Here is a 17,528-nt window from a genome sequence, read left to right on the forward strand (position 1 = left end):
CCTGGACCGCGCGATGGCCGTGCTCAGGGGTGTTCCCTGTCCTTGGCCCCACACGCGGGGACGGCCCGGCGCTGCTCCGTCACGTCGCGCGCGACGCCCGACAGCCGCACCGGCTGCCGGGGTTCTCCCCCGAATTCGACTTTGCCGTTGAACGCCAGCCAGCGTTCGACGCCATCGGCGCCACGGACGCGGATCTCGTCGCGGAAAATGCCATCGCTGCCGGGATCGAGCGCCCGTCTCAAGACCGCCTCATGGCGTTCGAGGTCGTCGGGATGGATCATCGCCGCCGCGCTGGCATGCGTCAGCGCCGCGTCGGCAGGCAGGCCGAATAAGGCCAGCAGCATTGCGTCCGCCTCGGTCCGGTCCTCGGCCGGATACCAGGCATAGCAACCCATCTCGGCGGCATCGAGCGCCAGGCGCAGCCGGCTTTCCTCGGCGCGCAAGGCATCGTCGCTGCGTTTGCGCGTGCTGATATCGTTGAACAGGATGCCGACGCGCCGCAACTTCGGATCGCCAACGCGGAAGGCATACACATCAAAGAAGCGTCCCAGTTCCTTGGCCTCGCTTTCAAAGCGCACCGGTTCGCCGGTCTGGACGACGCGGCCATAGGTTTCGAACCAGTATTGTTCGTGCCGTGGTGCGATCTCGCGCATCCAGCGCCCAGTGGGCTCCTTGATCCCAGCCTGCCGTTCGACGGCCGGGTTGATCTGCAGAAAACGGTAGTCGACCGGCTTGTCATCGCCATCGAACAAGACTTCGATGATGCAAAAGCCTTCATCAATGGCGTCGAACAGCTTGCGGTACTGTTCCTCCGAATCGTGCAGCGCCTCTTCGGTGCATTTTCTTTCGGTGATATCGCTGGCCGTGCCAAACCATTTGGCAATATGGCCCTGCTGGTCGAAAAGCGGGATGGCGCGCGAGAAAACCCAACCAGTGCTGCCATCGATGCGGACGACGCGGTGTTCCAGTTCGAAATAGCCATGCTCCGCGGTCGCCTGTTTGATGGCGGCCCAGACGCGCGGCTTTTCATCTTCGGGAATATATTCCTCGATCCAGTCCTTGCGCGGAATCTCGGTCGTGGCAATGAAGTTCTTGCCATCGAGCGAGCGCATTTCGAGCCAGTCCGCGCTCATTTCATAAACGATCTCAGAAGTTGCGCTGATGAAGGTTCTGAGCTTTTCCTCGGAGGCTTGCAGCGCCGCCTCCGACTGCTTGCGTTCGGTGATGTCGAAAAAGGTGAGCACCACGCCCACAATGCGCTTCTGCTGCGCATGATAGGGCAGCACGCGGGCGAAATAGCAGGTCCCGGCTTGCCCGCGGATTTCGCGCTCGATCGGATCGCCGCCGTTCAGGACATGCTCGGCATCGCTCGGCAGGGCCGGATAGTCCAGGTCATTGCGCAGGTCGCTCAGCATGCGGCCGATATCGGCTGGAATCAGGCGGAACAGGTCCAGTGCGCGCGGCGTGTAGCGCATGATGCGCAATTCGCGGTTCAGAAAGACCATCGGAATCGCCGCCGCGTTCATGTGATTGTTGAGATCGCTATTGATCTGTTCCAGCTCGTCGAGCTTGGTGCTCAGCACCAGATTGACGGCGGTCAACTCGGCGTTCATCGAGCGTAGCTCCTGGCGGTGGATGTCCAGCTCTTCCAGGGTGGCGTGCAGTTCCTGCGTGATGACTTGCAACTGCTGCTGGGCTGTTGCGCCGGCGGTCTCCGGCCGGACGCTGCCGAGCAAACGCTGCTGCAATAATTTGAGCTGATCCTGAAGCTGGTTCAGGGTGGGGCCTTCCCTTTCCTTTCTCGGCAATGCGGCTTGTCCATAGGCGCTCTGTTCCATTGTCAGCGAGCGTTGAATCGAGCCGCCGCCGCTGGTTTTGCGCTGCGGGTCGGTGCTGCGGCGATAGATGCGGTACCGCGATTCCAGCGGATAAAACGCCGTGTTGAAGTTCAACAGTCCCTCGGCGGCCCCGAGAAATAGCATGCCGTGCGGATCGAGGGCAAAGTCGAACACATCCATCATCCGCTTTTGTCCCTCCGGATTCAGGTAAATCAGCAGATTGCGGCAGCTGACCAGGTCGATACAGGTGAAGGCGGGGTCGCCGACCACGTCGTTTTCCGCGAACAGCATGATTTGGCGCAATTCCCGCCGCACGCGGTAGCCGCCGGCCTCCCGCAGGAAAAAGCGCTCCAGGCGCTCCTCGCCCACCGACGCCGCCACCACCGGCCGATACAGCCCGGCGCGGGCTTTTTCGATGGCGGAACGGTCCAGGTCGCAGCCAAACACCCGGATGCCGGGTGGATGCAGGAGCGTTTCCGCATATTCCTGCAACAGCATGGCGATGGAATAGGCTTCCTCGCCGGTTGCGCAGGCGGGCACCCAGACCCGTACAAAATCGGCTTCGCCCTTGCCTTTGAACAGTTCGGGGATATGCCGGCGCAAGGCGTCGAACGCTTCCGGGTCGCGGAAAAAGCCGGTGACGGAAATCAGCAGTTCGCGCAGCAGCGCCTCCGGTTCGGCGGCGTCCGTATCGAGCAAGGCCAGATAGTCGGCCGCCTTCCCCTGAACCGTTATCTCCATGCGCCGGCGCAAGTGCCGCAGCACCACGATCTGGCGGAAGTAGGAAAAATCACGGCCGGTTCGCCGTCGCAGGCTCTGCACCGCCTTGTGCACCAGCTCCGCTTCCTTGTCCGTCGGTTTCAGGAGGTGCTTGGTTTTCAGGGCTTGCAGGGCGGGCGGCCGGCGCAGCGTGGCGTTGATGCCAAAGCTGGACAGCAGCAGCGCGGGCATCTGCCCGGCGGACAAAACGGCATCGACGCAGCCGCTGTCGATCGCCGCGCGGGGCATGATTTCCTGGGCGGCGTCGGCGGGATTTTGTACCAGCGTCAAGCCGCCCGCTTGCTTGATCCGTCGCAAGCCGGCCGTGCCGTCGGAATCGGCGCCCGACAGCAAAATGCCGGCCAGGGGAGGATGGTCCGGCACGGCCAGCGATTCGAACAGCACATCGATCACGGCGACCCTGCCATGCTGCAGGTCCAGCGGCGCGACTTGCAAGCTGTCCTGCTGCCGGGTCAGGATGCGCCCGGGCGGAATCACATACACATGATTGGCAAAAATATGCTGATTGTTTCGTGCATGAATCACCTTCAAGGCGCAGCGCCGCTGCAACAATTCCGGCAGCAGGCTTTCCTCGTTGGGGGAGAGATGGACGACGACGATAAAGGCGATGCCGCAGTCTTCCGGCAAGACCTCGAAGAATTGGATGAGAGCGTCCAGGCTGCCGGCGGACCCGCCAATCGCGACCAGCGGCGCTTGTTTCGAGACGATGTCACGCGAGTGGCCAGGCATACGTTTCCGCCCCACTGCCGGGAATGAGAGGGCTTCATCATAGCACCAAGGTTCCGGCGCGATTGTGCGCTACACCGCCTTATGTCCCAGTGCGATCACGCCGGCGCCCAGCAGTGCCATGCCCGCGCCGATATAGTCATGCAAGTTCAAGGAAAGGCCAGGCCCAGCGTGCGGCCCAGCAGTATTCCATCCATAGTGGTGGTTCCGGTGGGGGTGGCCGTTCAGGCCTGCTCGGAGATTTCGATCAGGTTCAGGTCCGGATCGCGCACGTACACGGAACGGATCGGCCAGTTGGCGCCGGTGCGCATCAGCGGGCCTTCTTCGATCGCCACGTCCGCGGCGTGCAAACGCGCGATGACCTGATCCAGCGGCAGCGAGGCGATGAAGCAGAGGTCGAGCGAGCCGGGCGTCGGCGCCTGCGCCTTGGGCAGGAATTCCTTGCCGTACTCATGCAGATTGATCTTCTGCGCGCCGAACTTGAAAGCCACCCGGCCGGCGCCGAAGGTTTCCAGCTGCATGCCCAGCACGCGCGTGTAGAAATCGATGCAGCGTTCCTTGTCGCGCGTGGTCAGGACGAGGTGGTCAAGATGGTCGATCATATCCGCGGTCTTCAGCAGAGTTTGCCTGGCGCCATGATACCGCAGGGGCCAGTTCCGCGTCCCGGCGCAACCCTGCCCGGACTCAATCGACGCCGGCCGGATAGGCGGCGGAACCCGCGTCGTGCGGCTTGTGACCGAGGTAGGGCAGCAGGCTGACCAGGCCGAGGAAGGCCAGCGCGACGCCGACCCACAGCGGCGAGCGCAGGCCGTAGCCGGCGGCAATGCCGGCGCCGCCGGCCCAGGAGCCGACGCTCAGGCCGATATTGATGACCGAGGTGTGCACGGTATTGACCAGCGGCCCGGGATGCGCGGTGCGCATGACGCGGGCGATGATGGCCGGATTCATCGACATGCCGACCAGGCCGGTCACGATCAGCAGCGCGACGCTGATGTTCTGGTGGTGCGCGAAGACGGCGAACAGCGCCAGGCTCGAACCGAGCACGATCATGCCGCCCACCATGATGGGGATGGTGTACTGGTCCGCAAAACGCCCCACCACGCCGTTGCCCACGACGTTGGCGATGCCATAGACGCCGAGCAGCCAGGGAATCGAGGACGGTGGGAAACCGCTGACCTCGGTCAGGATCGGCGTGAAATAGCTGAAGGCGGCGAAGATGGCGCCGATGATCAGCGCGCTGCTGGCATAGGCCGCCCACAGGTGGCGGTTGCGGAATTCGCCCAGCTCATCGCCAAGGCTGACCTTGTCGGAAGCCTTGGCCGGCGGCACCAGCAGCGCGATGAGTCCGAGGCACAGGAGCGCCAGCGCCACCACCAGCCAGAAGCTGGCGCGCCAGCCGAAGTGCTGGTCGATGAGCGTGCTGACCGGCACGCCGACCACGCCGGCCAGCATCAGGCCGCCGATCACCACCGCCGCGGCGCGCCCGCGCATTTGCGGCTTGACGGCCTCGGCGCAGATTGCCAGCGACAGGCCAAAGCAGACCGAGCCGGCCACCCCCGTGGCCAGCCGGGCGATGGCCATGACTTCGTAGTTGTTGGCCGAGGCCGCGGCGGATTGGGCCAGCGCGTACAGGCCCAGCAGCCACAGCAGTCCCTTCTTATTGGGAATGCGCAGCCGCAGCAGGCCAATGGTGAACAGCGGCCCGCCAATCACCATGCCCATGGCATAGAGCGAGATCAGATAACCGATCTGCGTCACGGGCTGGCCCAGGGCCTGGGCCAGCGATGGCATCATGCCCGCCACCATGAACTCGGACGTGGTGATCGAAAAGATCGTCAACCCTAAAATATAGACAAGCAATGGCATATACGGCTCCTGGCTGGGCTGCTGTGTACTGTTAGCGGGAAAGAACGGTGCTGGTTCCCGGCATGAAAACGCTGTCCGCAATTTCGCCGGCAAAGAAGTTCGGGAAATCGCGCACCGACTGGTGCAGCGGGTCGCTGCCCGTCACCATGCGCAGCAAGTGGTTGCCGCCGGCCTGCAGGTAGAAGACCGAAGGCGCCTTGCCCGGCCGTTCCACCACCCAGGCGTCGGCCTCCTGGCCCAGCACGCTGTGGCGGCCGTCGTGGCGCGCCTCGCCGTCGACCAGGATGGCCTGCGGCAGGAACAGCTCATGAAACGGCGTCACCTCATCGGGCAAGGCCGTGTCGTACAGCTGCACGCCCGCCGCCGCCGTTTCCCTGGCGTAGGCCACTTTCTGCTTGCGGCTTTGCTCGCGCCGGGCGTCGCCGATTTCCGACATCCAGAGCCGGTGGCCGGTTTCCTTTTCCGACCAGGGATTGAACAAGCCGTCGATGCGGCAGATATTGCGGCCGTAATCGAACCAGCAATAGCCGGAGGTGGTCTGGTCTTCCTCCAGCATCGGCGTCCAATACGAGATATAGGCGCTGCTCCATTGCAGCGGCAGCAGCGGCGGCGTGGCGTGTGCGGGCATGGCTTCTCCTTAGCGGCCGAGGGCGTAGCCGAGGCTGGCCATCAGCGCGTCCTGCAGCGGCGGCAAGTCCTTGCGGCGGGCGTCGAAGCTGGCGGTCAGCTCCTCATTGCTCAGCGCAATGCGCTCGCCCACGGTTTCGAACCACAGACGGCTGCTGTTGGCGTGTTCCTTGAACAGCTGTACCAGCGGCACGGCGCGCGCGTTGAAGTTCTCCAGCGCGGCGGGGACGCCGGCATCGGTATTCAGGGTCTTCGCCAGCAGCAGCGCGACCACCACCGCCATCGTCGTGCCGTGGCCGATCGAGAAGTGGCCGGTTTGCAGCGCGTCGCCGATCAGCACGAACTTGCCGTCATAGGCCAGGTCGTGGCTCAGGGTCATGAAATTGCGCCAGCCCTGGCCCGGCTGGCTGATCAGCTCATGCCCGCCCAGTTCGGCCTGGAAGACTTTCGCGACGTAGGCGGCGGCATCGCGCTCGGGCCGCGCTTCCAGCTCGGCGCGGGCGAACGTCTGCTCGCTGCACTCGACCACGAAGGTGCTCATCTTGTCCGAGTACTTGTAGGAGTGGCCGACGAAAATGCCGTGGTCGCTGCTGCGGAACACCAGGTTCATCTGGTCGAACAGCTGGGTGGTGCCGTACCACATGTATTTATTGCTGCCGAAGTCCACATGCGGCGCCAGCGCCGGCGGCAGTTCCAGGGTTTTGTAGTTCAGGCCGTTGGCCACGACCACCAGGTCGTACTCGGCTTCCAGTTCCTCCTTGCTGGCCGGCGGCGTTTCGTAGCTGATCGGGATGCCGGCCGCCACGCATTTGGCGCGCAGCGCATGCACCAGGCCGCGCCGTTCGGCGCCGCACAGCGTAACGCCAGTGCTCATCAGGTTCGGCTGGTTATTGTGCACCAGCTTGAATTCTTCGAGGAACTGCGGATGCAGGCGCTCCGGCTCGTCGATATACGAGAGCGGATTGGCCGGATGGTGCGGCGGCCGTCCCGGCAGCACCACGCCCCAGCCCAGCACTTCATCCGGCGTGTTTTTTTCCACGATGCTGATGTCCCAGCCAGGTTGCGACTTCTTCAGTTGGTTGGCAAAAATCAGTCCTGCTGGTCCAGCGCCGATAACGAGAATCTTCATTAATTTACCCTTCCAAGTTTGTACCAAACGTTTTGCTTCTTCTGGATTTGCTGCAGCTCATCGTAGGGAACCGATGTGAAATACAGTTTCTCCGCCATATCGGGCGGATAAACGCGGGGGAATTTCTTGTGCATATAGCGGGTGTACCGGGTCTGCAGGAAGAAAATCAGATTCGGGTTGCTCAGCGTTTCGTAGTTGGCGATCGCCATATCCTGCATGGCGTCGGCTTCCACCTTGCGCAGGCGGGTGAAGTCGGACAGGGCCAGGTCCAGCGCGTTGCCGTGTTTTTCCAGCAGCTTGACGAAGACGTGCACATCTTCCAGCGCCATATTCATGCCCTGGCCCAGGAAGGGCGCGGTGGCGTGCGCCGCGTCGCCGATCAGCACCACATTGCCCTTGTAGTGGAAGGTGCTGGAACGGACATTGATCAGATCGTTGCTCGGCAGCGCGATGTACTGCTCCATCAATTCCTTGCGGCTGGCCGGCGGCAGCATGCTGAAATAGCGGTCGAAGAACTCGGCCATGGCCTCCGGGTTTTGCGTCGCCAGGCTGGGCGTGCCGGTGTAGGGCAGGCAGATGGCGAAGCTGATGCTGCCGTCCGGAATGGTGGCGGCGCGGCCGGCGAACAGGCCGCGCGAATCCATGCCGAAGAAATACAGCAGATCCTTGCGGAAGCCGAGCGCCTCGGCATTCGGCAGCACCACTGTCTTGTAGCCGTGGCGGAAGAAGGTCTGCTTGAACTCGAAGCGCCGCATATTGCTTTGCATGATGCGCCGCACGGCCGAGTGGGCGCCGTCGGCGCCGATGATCAGGTCGCCATGCAGATGCTGCAGGGCGCCATCCGGCCCCTGGATCAGCACGGTTTTCCGGTCCAGGTCGACGTCCAGGCATTTATGCTCGAAATGGTATTTCACCTTGTGCAGGGCGGCGTATTTGTTGAGCAGGCGCTGGAAGGCGTTCCGGTTCAGCGACAGCGGGAACAAGCCTTCGAGCGGCGTCAGCTCGCGCACCTTGTATTGGCCGCGCACGCAAAACGCCATGCCGACCACGGGTTCGCCGCACTGGTCCAGATCCTCTTTGCTGATGCCGGCCCCGAGCACCGCCTTGATGCCGCGCACCGTCATGCTGACGCCGATGGCGCGCGAGTTGATCGGATCGGCCTTGGGATTTTCCTGCAGCGGATCGCTGCGCTTTTCCACAACCTGGACGTGGTGTCCGCGTTGCGCCAGATAGATGGCGGTGAGGCTACCTGCCAAGCCGCCGCCGACGATGATGATTTTGTGCATTCAGGCCTCTCTTGACATCTTTCCCCGAGATAAATCGGTCAGTTGCTGATTAAAGAACTCCAACATTTCGATCGGCGCCAAGCCGACCACGCCCGCTTCCAGACTGCGGGCGTATTGCGCCAGCGCCAGGCATTTCTGCGCCAGCTGCTCGCAGCCCGTGCTGTAGTCGCTGCTGATCTGGCTGCTCAGCGGCATGGGCACGGGCGGTCCGGCATTGCGTCCGGGCAGGCCGGACGGCATATTCATCAGGGCGGCCGACAGCGGCCGCAACAAGCCGGTCATGATGTCGATGGCCGCGTTCATCAGGCGCGAGCGGCGCAGGCTGCCCAGTGGCTGCTGCGCGAAATGGTGGGCCATCAGCGCGAAGGTCAGCTCATTGCAGCCCTGGTACAGCTGCATCAGCGACCGCGTCTTCGGATCGGTCACGATATTGCAGTCCGGGCGCGCCTCCAGCACCGGATTTTTCAGCGCCGGAATGGCCGGTTCGAAGGGCTTGGCGCAAGCGGCGAACTGGCCGGCCAGGGTGCGCAGGCGCTGGAAATGCGAGGAGGCGAAATGCGGTGAATCGACCGCCACGCCCTCGCCCTGTTCGGTGACGAAGTCGATGGCGAACAGCGCGCTGTCGCGGTCGCCCACTTCCAGCTGGTAGCCGGGATAGGCGCGGTTGGTCAGTTCCTTGAGGAACAGGTGGTGCTCGCCGCCGCTCTTGCCGCGGCCGCTCTGGAACAGGTCCGGCAGCTCGCTCAGCGCCTGGCGGATGGCGATATAGAAGCTGGCGATGGACTTGCCCGGCGTCGGAATATAGTCGGGCCATTCGAAGCGCACGAACCGGGCCAGCACATGCTCGGAGAACGGTTCGAAGGCGAATTCGGTGTCGAGGCCGAAGCGTTGCCGCGCCTGCTCTCCCACTAAGGGCACGCCGGCATAGAACGGTTCGCCGAGCGCCATCAGCACATTGTTCACCAGCAGGTAGTGGATCATTTCCTCATGGGCGATTTCCAGCAGGGCGCCGCGCGCACCGCTGTTGCGGCGCCGGTCTGCGCCGCCGCACGCCAGTTCCAGCTCGGCGGGCAGCCAGCGTCCCGCTTTCACCTGCTGCAGCCCCTGCTCGTAATTCGGGATCGAATACGCGGCATACAGGTACTGCAGCATGAGCGACAGTTCGAGGTCGATCGCCTTCTTCAATTCCTCGACCAGCTCGCCTTTGCAGCGGATCACGTGGGCCGCGCCCGCGTCCGGCTGCCCCGTCTTGGCGGCGGCCTCGACCTGGGTCAGGTATTTCAGGAACAGGCGCGATTTCGGCAGCGACAGCTCGCGCGTGCTCGGCATGTAATAGCTTTTGTCGCGGTTCTGCGGATCGCACATCTGCCACATCAGGCGCGAATAGGTTTCACACTTGCACTGGTCCGCCAGGCTGAACACCTTGTCCGACATGAAGGGATAGATCAGCTCGTAATAGCCCATCACATGCTGGTAGAGGAAGGCATAGTCGACCTGCTCGGCCGGCACCTCGTCCAGATGCCAGTCGTCGGGCAGCACGCGCACGCCGATGGCTTGCGCCTCCCTGCCCTCGCCCAGCATGATGCGCGTGGCGCCCGCACGGCGGCCCGTGATGCGCAGATCGGCGTAGCCCGTTCCTTGCGCCGAGGCTTCCAGCGCCAGGGCCAGCATGTCGCCGTCCCGCGCCTGCACCGCCAGCGCCGGATGGTCCGCCAGCGCGCCGCGGAAGCGGCTTTGCAGCCTGATCGTCTGCGGGAAGTCCTGCTGCTTGTGCCGGTTCGGCGCTTCCAGATACAGCAGGTTGCTGTCGGATTGCAGCACCCAGTCGGCCTCGTCCCACTGCGCTTGCGCGCTGCTCAGGCTGAGCGAGCCGGACGCCGCCCCGGCGTGCTGCAGCGGCACATCGATGACGCCATGGTGGCGCCAGTAATCCAGATACGCCTGCTCCGGGATGCGCGCCAGCAGCGCGCCATCGGCGCCATGCAGCAGCAGCTCGCCCAGCGCCTGCTTGCCGCCCAGGGCATGGGTCGGATGCTGTTCCGACACGGCGCCGGGCGCGCGCGTGGTGAAGGGAATGGCGGTCGGCATATTCAGCGAGACGCGGTCGGCGTGCACCTTGACCAGCACCGGTCCCAGGCGGCTCTGGCGCGGCAGCAGCAGGCGGCCGGCCGGATAGGTGGCCAGCTCGCCGCGCCGCCACAGCCCGATGCTGCCGGCCAGGTCGTAAAACACTTGCGAATCGGGCTTCGGCGGCGTCGACATATTGAACAAGGCATACTGCACCGTCAGTCCCAGCACATCCTCGTCGGCCAGCGCCTCTTGCAAGGCGCGCAGGCTGGCCGGCAGCGCCGCCTCCTGGTTGAAGAGGAAATTGGCGTCCTGCTTGGACACGGAAAACTGGAATACCCTGGAACGGCCGAATTCCTCGTCCAGGAAGTGCCCGCTGCGCTCGGTGATATGGCCATGGCCCAGCATGCGCACCGAATGCGCCTGCGCCAGGTCGGCGCTGAACAGGCTGGGCGTATTCGCCGTGGCCTGCTTGCCGCTCAGCGTGAACTGGCCGGCGTAAATCAGCGTGCTGTCCGGCTCGGCGGGATTCTGGTCGACCCACCGGGCGCGGTTGAACGTCGTGCGCAGGTAGTCGTTGTAATGTCCCCATAAGGCCAGCTTGGCGCCGACCAGATTGTCTGCGGTATCGACGGCGCCTTCCTGCAGCTGCACGCCGGTGATTTGGACGTTTTCCCAAGCAAAATGATTATTGCCGCAAGCATTGTAGCCCGCCGCCTGGCTGAAAATGCCTTCCGGGTCCGGCTTGCCTTCGGCGTTGAAGCGCGGCGCCAGCTGTTTCAGGTGCTCATGGAATTCCGACGGCGGCCGGCCCAGATCGAAAGGCTCGCCCGCGATCGATACCGTATTGCTGGCGATATCGATATGGCCGTGCGTATTGCGGTTGGCAGTCGGCACATTGGCGCGGGCAAAGCCCCGGAAATGGAAGCGCGGAAAATCAAGAATGCTCATAGGCGCTCAGTTCGAGGAAGTGGCGAGCTTGTCCTTCGTTCCGGACTCTTCCGTTACCTCGCTGAGCCGTTCCAGCAGCAGGTCGGTGGCTTGCCGCGCGCTGATCAGGCTGCCCTCCATCCAGCCGCAATGCTGGGTATAGGCGTCCGAGCAGGAGATGATGCCGTCCGGGTGCAGCAGGACCGGCGGATGTTCCGCTTCCGGCTCCAGGTAAAACTCGACGCCGTGTGGCCAGTGCTTGTAGAAATGCGTCTTGATCGGCGGCAGCGGCTGTCCGTTCAGCGGCAAGACTTCTTCCAGGTGGCTGCGCACCCGCTCCAGATACACTTCCTCGCCCTGCTCCAGACTGTCCCGCCAATACGTGGCGCTTTTGCTGTCGACGTAGAACACCATGTACTTGTCGCTCTTGAAGTAGATTTTCCGCAGAGGATTGTTAGCCATCAGTACTTTGTCGGTCAGGCCCAGACCCTGGAACCAGGACTTGTCGAACGTCAGGAAGCCTTTGAACAAAGGCAGGGAATCGTACTTGAACGGGCTCCACGTGGCGGGGAAATCCAGGTCCAGGCCGGCCATGGCGGAGGGCGGAATGGCCATGATCAGGTGGCGGGTGCGGTGCACCAGGGTATCGCCCATATGGCTGAAGGAGAGCACATACTCGGCGCCGGTTTTTTTGACCGACAGCAGGCGGTGCTCCAGCTGGAACTCCACGCCGCCGGACTGGGCCTGGCGTTGCAGCTGGCCCAGCAGTTCGCTGTAGCCGTCGGTGGCATAGCGCCACTGGTTGGCGGCATTCTCGGTAAAGTTTTGCGTTTCCGGGTGCTTCTTGATGATGTCGTACGCCATGGCGGCCGTCACGATCGGCAACAGCAGGGCGTCATAGCCGGTGGCCTTGATGATGCGGGTGGCTTCCTCGGCGCCCAGGTAGTGGCTGACGAAATCCAGGAAGGAATCATCCGGATGTTCCTTCACCATCGGGCTCAGGCTCAGCAGGGTTTCTTTCAGCTGCTCCTGCTCGCGCTCGCGAAACACCGCTTCGGTGAAAGGATAGATGGCATGGGCCAGACCGCTTTCCTGCATGAGCTGCTGGAAGTTCGGATGCAGTTGCGGCGAGTAGCGCGCGGCGCCGAGTTCGGCGATTTCCTCCTCGTCGATTTCGCGCGACTGGATACGGCCGCCTACCGACGTATTCAGATCGAATACGCGGATGCGTAAATTTTTCCCGGCCGTGGCGTTGATCAGTTGGGTTGCGCAAGTCAGTCCACCAATGCCAGCGCCAACTATGCAAATGTCAGAATAATTCGTCATCCGGAAATTCCTTTTCGTTAATCAAGAACGGTCGATTTGGGTGGCACTTGTTCTATTCCGGGCAACGGCCCGCCACTTGCGCTTAGCGGGTGAGGCTCAAGAAAAAGTGTCGTCTACGAATTCACCTATGCGCATCTCGTTACCTCTCCCGAACCGGCGCGAGAAGGGGCCGTGGTAATCAATGTCCGGGGATCTTGCTTTCCTGAAAAAAGGCAGCGTGACTTTACATTCCCAAGTTGCGGGATGCTACTGCCAGGTTTTGCAGGGGGCGGCCAAGTCGTGCGGCGCAGCGGACTCCTTCCTCTGCGCAGCTGCTCAAGCTCGGATTGGATTTCTTGATGAAAATCAAAAGTTGGCTAGACAATAACCTAAGGGTTTGCTAGCCCGTTTGATAAATATCAAAGGTGCGTCGGACGCAAGAAACTATTTTTGACGTATGCTTTACGGTTACTTAAGAAAAGGCGCGCTGAATTAGCGTGGCGGTTGCTTTGCTAGTTACTACCTTCAGTTGCGCTGCAATGGATTGGCTTACAGGCCCCGCGCGATCAGCGTCAACTGATCGCGCAACTCCGGCTTGAGGCGGTACAGCTGTGCGGGCCGGTGCGCGCCAGCGGCGGAAAATTCGCCGGCGATGGCTTCGAGCATATCCATTTCCACCATCTTGCGGCGGAAGCTCACCTTGTTGAGCGCCTCACCCATCAGCGCCTCGTAAATCCGCTGCAGCTGCGGCAGCGTGAACGCCTCGCCCGCCAGGTAGCAGGGCAGTGAGGAATACTGGCTTTTGCCGCGCAGGCGCTGCACAGCCGTGTTGACGATCGCGCGGTGGTCGAAGGACAGCCGGGGCAGCTTGTCGACGCTGGCCAGCGTCACGTCCGCCTGGCCAGCCTGCCCGATCACATCGAATGGCACCAGCGCGTAATACACCACCGAGATCGACCAGCCGCGCGGATCGCGCGCCGGACCGGAGAAGGTCGCCAACTGCTCCAGATACGGCGGCTGGATCGCCGTCTTCTGCGCCAGCATGCGCAGCGCGGCATCCCGCGTATCGGCGTCCGTATCGGGATGAATATAGCCGCCCGGCAGCGCTTGCACGTCCTTGAATGGCGCGCGGCCGCGCTTCAGCAGCGCCACCTTCAGCGCGCTGTCCTGCAGCGTCAGCAGAACCACATCGACGGTACAAACCACTTGCTGCATCATTTTCTGCATACCGGCTCCATTTTCATCGGCAAGGGAACTATAGCATAGTTAGTTTACGTTTTAAACTAAGTGGGCTACACTGTTTCCATGAGCCGAAATAATGGCGCTAGCAGCAAAGGTTGAATATGCACGACAGAGATATCATTCCGATCCAGCCCTTGACCGGGGAGCGGGCCGCGCAGCTGGTCGCGGCGCCGGTGCTGGCGCAACTGCCCGCAAGCGTGCCGACAGTCGCCTACCGCGCGCCCGCCGCGATGGACGACAAGCGCTGGCGCGCGCATACCATCGGCGGACGCAGCTACCGGATCGCGCAGCCGGTCACGTTCACGCCCTATGCCTCGGCCAAGCCATGCTCGGCGCGCTGCCGCTTTTGTTCGGAAAGCCTGATCGAGAAAGCTTCGGCGAAGCCATCCAGTTCGCTGCGGCCCGGCAGCGCCTACTTTGACAATTTGCGCGCCGCGCTGCGCGAGCTGGCGGGCCTGCCTATCTCCTACTCCCTGTCCGGGCTCGAAACGACGGACGATCCCGAATGGATGTATCAAATGCTCGACGCGCTGCAGCGGCATGCCGCGTCTTCGCCGGTCAACGACCGGGTGCTGTATACCAACGGTTCAGGGCTGGCGCATGCGGCGCATGGCGCGGCGCTGATCGAACGCCTTGCCGTCTTTGGTCTGGATTGGGTCGAGCTGTCGCGGCATCACCATCATGAAAACATCAATCAGTCCATCATGCGTTTTCGGCCCGGCGTGGAGGTACGGCAGCAGGGGCGTTTTTTGACCATGCTGCAGCGCCTGACCAGCCGCATTCCGGTGAAGCTGGTTTGCATCGTGCAGGCTGGCGGCGTCGCCACTGCCGGCGACGTGCTGGACTACCTCGGCTGGGCGCGCGAGCTTGGCGTGGAGGCGGTCGTGTTCCGTGAATTCTCGCAGCTTGACGACAGCTATAAGGACAACGTGACTTCGCGCTACATCGCCGGCACGCGCATCCCCATGGCGGACCTGCTGGAGCAATGCCTGAACCAGCCCGAATTTGCGGGCCGGTTCGGGTTTGAGCAAGTTACCGAAGGCTACTACTTCTGGAATCTGGTTGGCCACTACCGGGGCATGCGCGTTACGTTCGAAGCATCGGACTACGCCCTCATGCATCGCCAGCATGGCTCCGGTAATGTATACAAGCTGGTATTCCACGCCAACGGCAATCTGTGCGCCGGCTGGAATCCCGAGCGGCATATCCTGTTTTCATCCGCGCGCGAGGAGGCACTGATTGGATAACAATAGTTGGCTGCTGCTGCAAGAGCAGGAGGCCGGGCACCGCCTGGCGCCAGACCTGGCCGCCCGCGATCCCTTCGGCGCGCGCGATTGCGGCTGGGTCGAGCAGATGCGTCCCTTCATCCGCCAGTTCTGCCCTGAGGGCGGGGTGCTGCTCGATCCCTTCTGCGGTTTCGGCACGACCTTGATGGCGGCCCATCTCGAAGGACGGCGCGGCATTGGCGTCGAGCTTGAACCGGCGCGCGCCGGCATCGCGCAGGAGCGCATGGACCGTGCCGGCGCCGTGCGCCAGACCGTATTGGCAGGCGATATCATAAAAGCCGCCGCCCAGCTGCCGCCCATCGATCTGTTGCTGACGAATATCCCCTACTTCGGCTGCCGCTGGCCCGAGGAGGGCGAAGCGCAGCTATATAACTCCACTACCTACGCGGAATTCCTGGAACAGATTTACCTGGTATTCAAGGGTTTGAAGCCGCTCGTGCGCGAAGGCGGCTATGTGATTGTCATGGCCGAGAATCTGCGCATAGGCCAGCACTTTGTGCCGATGGCCTGGGACGTTGCGCGCATTCTCTCCGAACGCTACGACCTCGTTGACGAACGCATCCTGCTGTACGAGCGCGCAAGACAGCCGCTGCCTGCCTTGCAGGTACAAAGCAACCGCGCCCACGAATACGCCCTGATCGCGCGCAAGCAGGCCCGCGCCATCGACCTGCAGGAGTCGCTGAGCTGCGTCCGCGCGCTGGCGGCCGCCTTTCCTGACATCGTGGTGTATGGCAGTTACGCGCACTGGCTGCACGGCGAAGCGCTTGAGCGCCTGCCATCGGACGTCGACCTGCTGGTGCCTGACGATCTTGAACAGCTTAAGAAACTCGTTTGCTGGTTCGAAGCGCAAGGCTTCCAGATCGCTCGCTGGGGCGCCCCATTGGCCAGCCACGCGGTGCCGCTGGCCGCCAACGCCGCCCACTACTTCCGCGCCCAGCGCCTGCGCGCCAGCGGCGAGCTATGCGTGATCGACGTCTGCTTTGAGGACGCCCAGCTCAGTTACCCCGCCGCGCTAAGCCAGGCAATTACGTTTGGCGGCATCAAAGTTATGCCTTTCCGCTAGATTGAAAAAACTGGTGTTGATCCAGCACCTGGCGCAGAAGGCGCGCGAACGCCTGCGCTTTTTCTTCGGTGATCGTTGAGATGGTGATGCGCAAGCCGTGTGCCGGCGTTTGCAGGCCGAAGGATTCGCCGCCGCGCACCAGCCACCCGTGCTGCGCCAGCGCCAATACCAGCGCCTGGGAACTTTGCTGCAATGGCAGCCATAGATTCAAGCCGTCGGCGGGCGACGCGACGGCGATGCCTTGCCGCGCGAGCGCCTGGGCCATGATGCCGCGATGTCGTGCGTAGCCGTCCCTGGCGTGGGCGATCTGTTCCGATACTTCCGGCGAAGAGAGGCAGGCTGCAACGGCATCCTGCAAAAGATGGCTGACCCAGTTCGTGCCTGGAGCAAGGCGCAGGCGCAGGCGCTGCGAGGTCTGCGCGTCGCTTGCCACGAAGGCCAGACGCAGGTCCGGGCCGAACATCTTGGAGACGGAACGGATCAGCGCCCAGCGGTGGGCGGCGGGTGGAATCACATCCTGATAAGCCGTTACCGACAGCAGGGAAAAATGGTCGTCGACGATGACCAGCACATGCGGATGCTTTGCCAGCACAGCGCGCAGCTTGCGCGCGCGGGCCGTACTCAGGCTGCAGCCGCTTGGATTGTGGGCGCGCGGCGTGATAATGACGGCCTGCGCGCCCTGCGTCAGCGCTTCTTCCAGCGCCTCGTCCTGCATGCCCTGCGCATCAATTGCCACGCCCACGGTTTGCAGTCCGGCGGCGCGCAGCGCGTTGACGCTGCTGATGAAGCAGGGATCTTCCACCGCCACCTTGTCGCCCGCCACCAGATGCGCCGCCAGCAGCCTTTCGATCGCATCCACCGAGCCATGCGTCAGATTGATGTCCAGATGCTCCGGGCAATCCTTGGCCAGCCAGTGGCGCGCCGCGGCTTCCAGTTCAGGATCGACCGGTGGCTCGCCATACAGGCGCGCGCGGTAGGGCTTGCGCACCAGGGCGGCGCCGATATCCGGCAGCCAGGCCGCATTCGGGTTGCCGCTGCCCAGGTCGGCCAGCGGTGAACCGGGCAACGCACCTTCCTGCTCGCCAGGACCGGACTGGCTGCGGATCACCGTGCCTAGCCGTCCTTGCGTGGCGGCGATTCCTGCTGCGGCCAGGCGCTTATAGGCCATCGAGACCGTATTGCGGTTGACGCCCAGCGTGGCGGCCAGGTCGCGTACCGTGGGCAGCTCCTGGCCGGCGGTCAAGGCGCCTGTCTGGGTCAGCATGCGGATGCTGTCGAATATGTCTGCCGCGGTTTTTCCTGTAATACGCATAATAATCTAGGACGTGATAGCATTTGGCCTAGGACAAATTGTACACCATGGCTTTCTGATATCGAGGTGAA

General features: G+C 63.0%; 12 protein-coding genes. 2 read left to right on the plus strand and 10 right to left on the minus strand.

Going from position 1 to position 17,528, the window contains the following annotated elements; all coding sequences use genetic code 11:
- Nucleotides 1-23: 23 nt before the first annotated feature.
- From FHS03_RS01575 to FHS03_RS01615, 9 genes are all read right to left on the minus strand, one after another.
- Nucleotides 24-3,347, minus strand: a complete 3,324-nt coding sequence (locus FHS03_RS01575) for a chemotaxis protein CheB (protein WP_183439259.1) — start codon at nucleotides 3,345-3,347, stop codon at nucleotides 24-26.
- Between the two features lie 221 nt (nucleotides 3,348-3,568).
- Entirely contained in the window at nucleotides 3,569-3,946 is a 378-nt protein-coding gene (locus tag FHS03_RS01580; RefSeq protein WP_183439260.1) for a VOC family protein, read from the minus strand.
- Nucleotides 3,947-4,028: 82 nt separating this feature from the next.
- Nucleotides 4,029-5,210 (minus strand): MFS transporter, encoded by a 1,182-nt coding sequence (locus FHS03_RS01585; RefSeq protein WP_183439261.1) that lies wholly within the window; start codon nucleotides 5,208-5,210, stop codon nucleotides 4,029-4,031.
- 31 nt (nucleotides 5,211-5,241) lie between these two features.
- The gene (gene vioE, locus FHS03_RS01590) at nucleotides 5,242-5,838 is read right to left on the minus strand and encodes a violacein biosynthesis enzyme VioE (protein ID WP_183439262.1); all 597 of its coding nucleotides are present in this window, start codon (nucleotides 5,836-5,838) and stop codon (nucleotides 5,242-5,244) included.
- Nucleotides 5,839-5,847: 9 nt separating this feature from the next.
- The gene (gene vioD, locus FHS03_RS01595) at nucleotides 5,848-6,966 is read right to left on the minus strand and encodes a flavin-dependent violacein biosynthesis monooxygenase VioD (RefSeq protein WP_183439263.1); all 1,119 of its coding nucleotides are present in this window, start codon (nucleotides 6,964-6,966) and stop codon (nucleotides 5,848-5,850) included.
- Nucleotides 6,966-8,252 carry an NADP-dependent violacein biosynthesis oxygenase VioC gene (vioC, locus tag FHS03_RS01600; protein ID WP_183439264.1) on the minus strand — a complete coding sequence of 429 codons (1,287 nt, stop codon included), beginning with the start codon at nucleotides 8,250-8,252 and terminating at the stop codon, nucleotides 6,966-6,968. The genes vioD and vioC overlap by 1 nt, the downstream gene beginning before the upstream one ends.
- On the minus strand, nucleotides 8,253-11,270 hold the full coding sequence (gene vioB, locus FHS03_RS01605; protein WP_183439265.1) for an iminophenyl-pyruvate dimer synthase VioB: 3,018 nt from the start codon (nucleotides 11,268-11,270) through the stop codon (nucleotides 8,253-8,255).
- Nucleotides 11,271-11,276: 6 nt separating this feature from the next.
- Complete coding sequence (vioA, locus tag FHS03_RS01610; RefSeq protein WP_183439266.1) at nucleotides 11,277-12,575, minus strand: flavin-dependent violacein biosynthesis tryptophan-2 monooxygenase VioA; 1,299 nt, start codon at nucleotides 12,573-12,575, stop codon at nucleotides 11,277-11,279.
- Between the two features lie 528 nt (nucleotides 12,576-13,103).
- Nucleotides 13,104-13,769 (minus strand): NUDIX hydrolase, encoded by a 666-nt coding sequence (locus FHS03_RS01615; RefSeq protein WP_183439564.1) that lies wholly within the window; start codon nucleotides 13,767-13,769, stop codon nucleotides 13,104-13,106.
- Nucleotides 13,770-13,897: 128 nt separating this feature from the next.
- Between FHS03_RS01615 and FHS03_RS01620 the strand changes: the two genes are divergently transcribed.
- Nucleotides 13,898-15,043 carry a radical SAM family protein gene (locus FHS03_RS01620; RefSeq protein WP_183439565.1) on the plus strand — a complete coding sequence of 382 codons (1,146 nt, stop codon included), beginning with the start codon at nucleotides 13,898-13,900 and terminating at the stop codon, nucleotides 15,041-15,043.
- The gene (locus FHS03_RS01625) at nucleotides 15,036-16,145 is read left to right on the plus strand and encodes a TRM11 family SAM-dependent methyltransferase (RefSeq protein ID WP_183439267.1); all 1,110 of its coding nucleotides are present in this window, start codon (nucleotides 15,036-15,038) and stop codon (nucleotides 16,143-16,145) included. Before FHS03_RS01620 ends, FHS03_RS01625 begins: the two co-directional genes overlap by 8 nt.
- Here FHS03_RS01625 and ptsJ read toward each other — a convergent pair.
- The gene (gene ptsJ / locus FHS03_RS01630) at nucleotides 16,129-17,457 is read right to left on the minus strand and encodes a MocR-like B6 salvage transcription factor PtsJ (RefSeq protein WP_183439268.1); all 1,329 of its coding nucleotides are present in this window, start codon (nucleotides 17,455-17,457) and stop codon (nucleotides 16,129-16,131) included. The genes FHS03_RS01625 and ptsJ overlap by 17 nt on opposite strands.
- Nucleotides 17,458-17,528 lie beyond the last annotated feature (71 nt).

Source organism: Pseudoduganella violacea (assembly GCF_014191875.1).
GTDB lineage: Bacteria > Pseudomonadota > Gammaproteobacteria > Burkholderiales > Burkholderiaceae_D > Rugamonas > Rugamonas violacea_A.

Bases quoted from the DNA above. Each gene is read 5' to 3' on its own strand.
- FHS03_RS01580 (WP_183439260.1), bottom strand. From the start codon at position 3,946: ATGATCGACCATCTTGACCACCTCGTCCTGACCACGCGCGACAAGGAA.
- vioE (WP_183439262.1), bottom strand. From the start codon at position 5,838: ATGCCCGCACACGCCACGCCGCCGCTGCTGCCGCTGCAATGGAGCAGC.
- FHS03_RS01615 (WP_183439564.1), bottom strand. From the start codon at position 13,769: ATGCAGCAAGTGGTTTGTACCGTCGATGTGGTTCTGCTGACGCTGCAG.
- vioD (WP_183439263.1), bottom strand. From the start codon at position 6,966: ATGAAGATTCTCGTTATCGGCGCTGGACCAGCAGGACTGATTTTTGCC.
- ptsJ (WP_183439268.1), bottom strand. From the start codon at position 17,457: ATGCGTATTACAGGAAAAACCGCGGCAGACATATTCGACAGCATCCGC.
- FHS03_RS01620 (WP_183439565.1), top strand. From the start codon at position 13,898: ATGCACGACAGAGATATCATTCCGATCCAGCCCTTGACCGGGGAGCGG.
- FHS03_RS01575 (WP_183439259.1), bottom strand. From the start codon at position 3,347: ATGCCTGGCCACTCGCGTGACATCGTCTCGAAACAAGCGCCGCTGGTC.
- FHS03_RS01585 (WP_183439261.1), bottom strand. From the start codon at position 5,210: ATGCCATTGCTTGTCTATATTTTAGGGTTGACGATCTTTTCGATCACC.
- vioB (WP_183439265.1), bottom strand. From the start codon at position 11,270: ATGAGCATTCTTGATTTTCCGCGCTTCCATTTCCGGGGCTTTGCCCGC.
- vioA (WP_183439266.1), bottom strand. From the start codon at position 12,575: ATGACGAATTATTCTGACATTTGCATAGTTGGCGCTGGCATTGGTGGA.
- vioC (WP_183439264.1), bottom strand. From the start codon at position 8,252: ATGCACAAAATCATCATCGTCGGCGGCGGCTTGGCAGGTAGCCTCACC.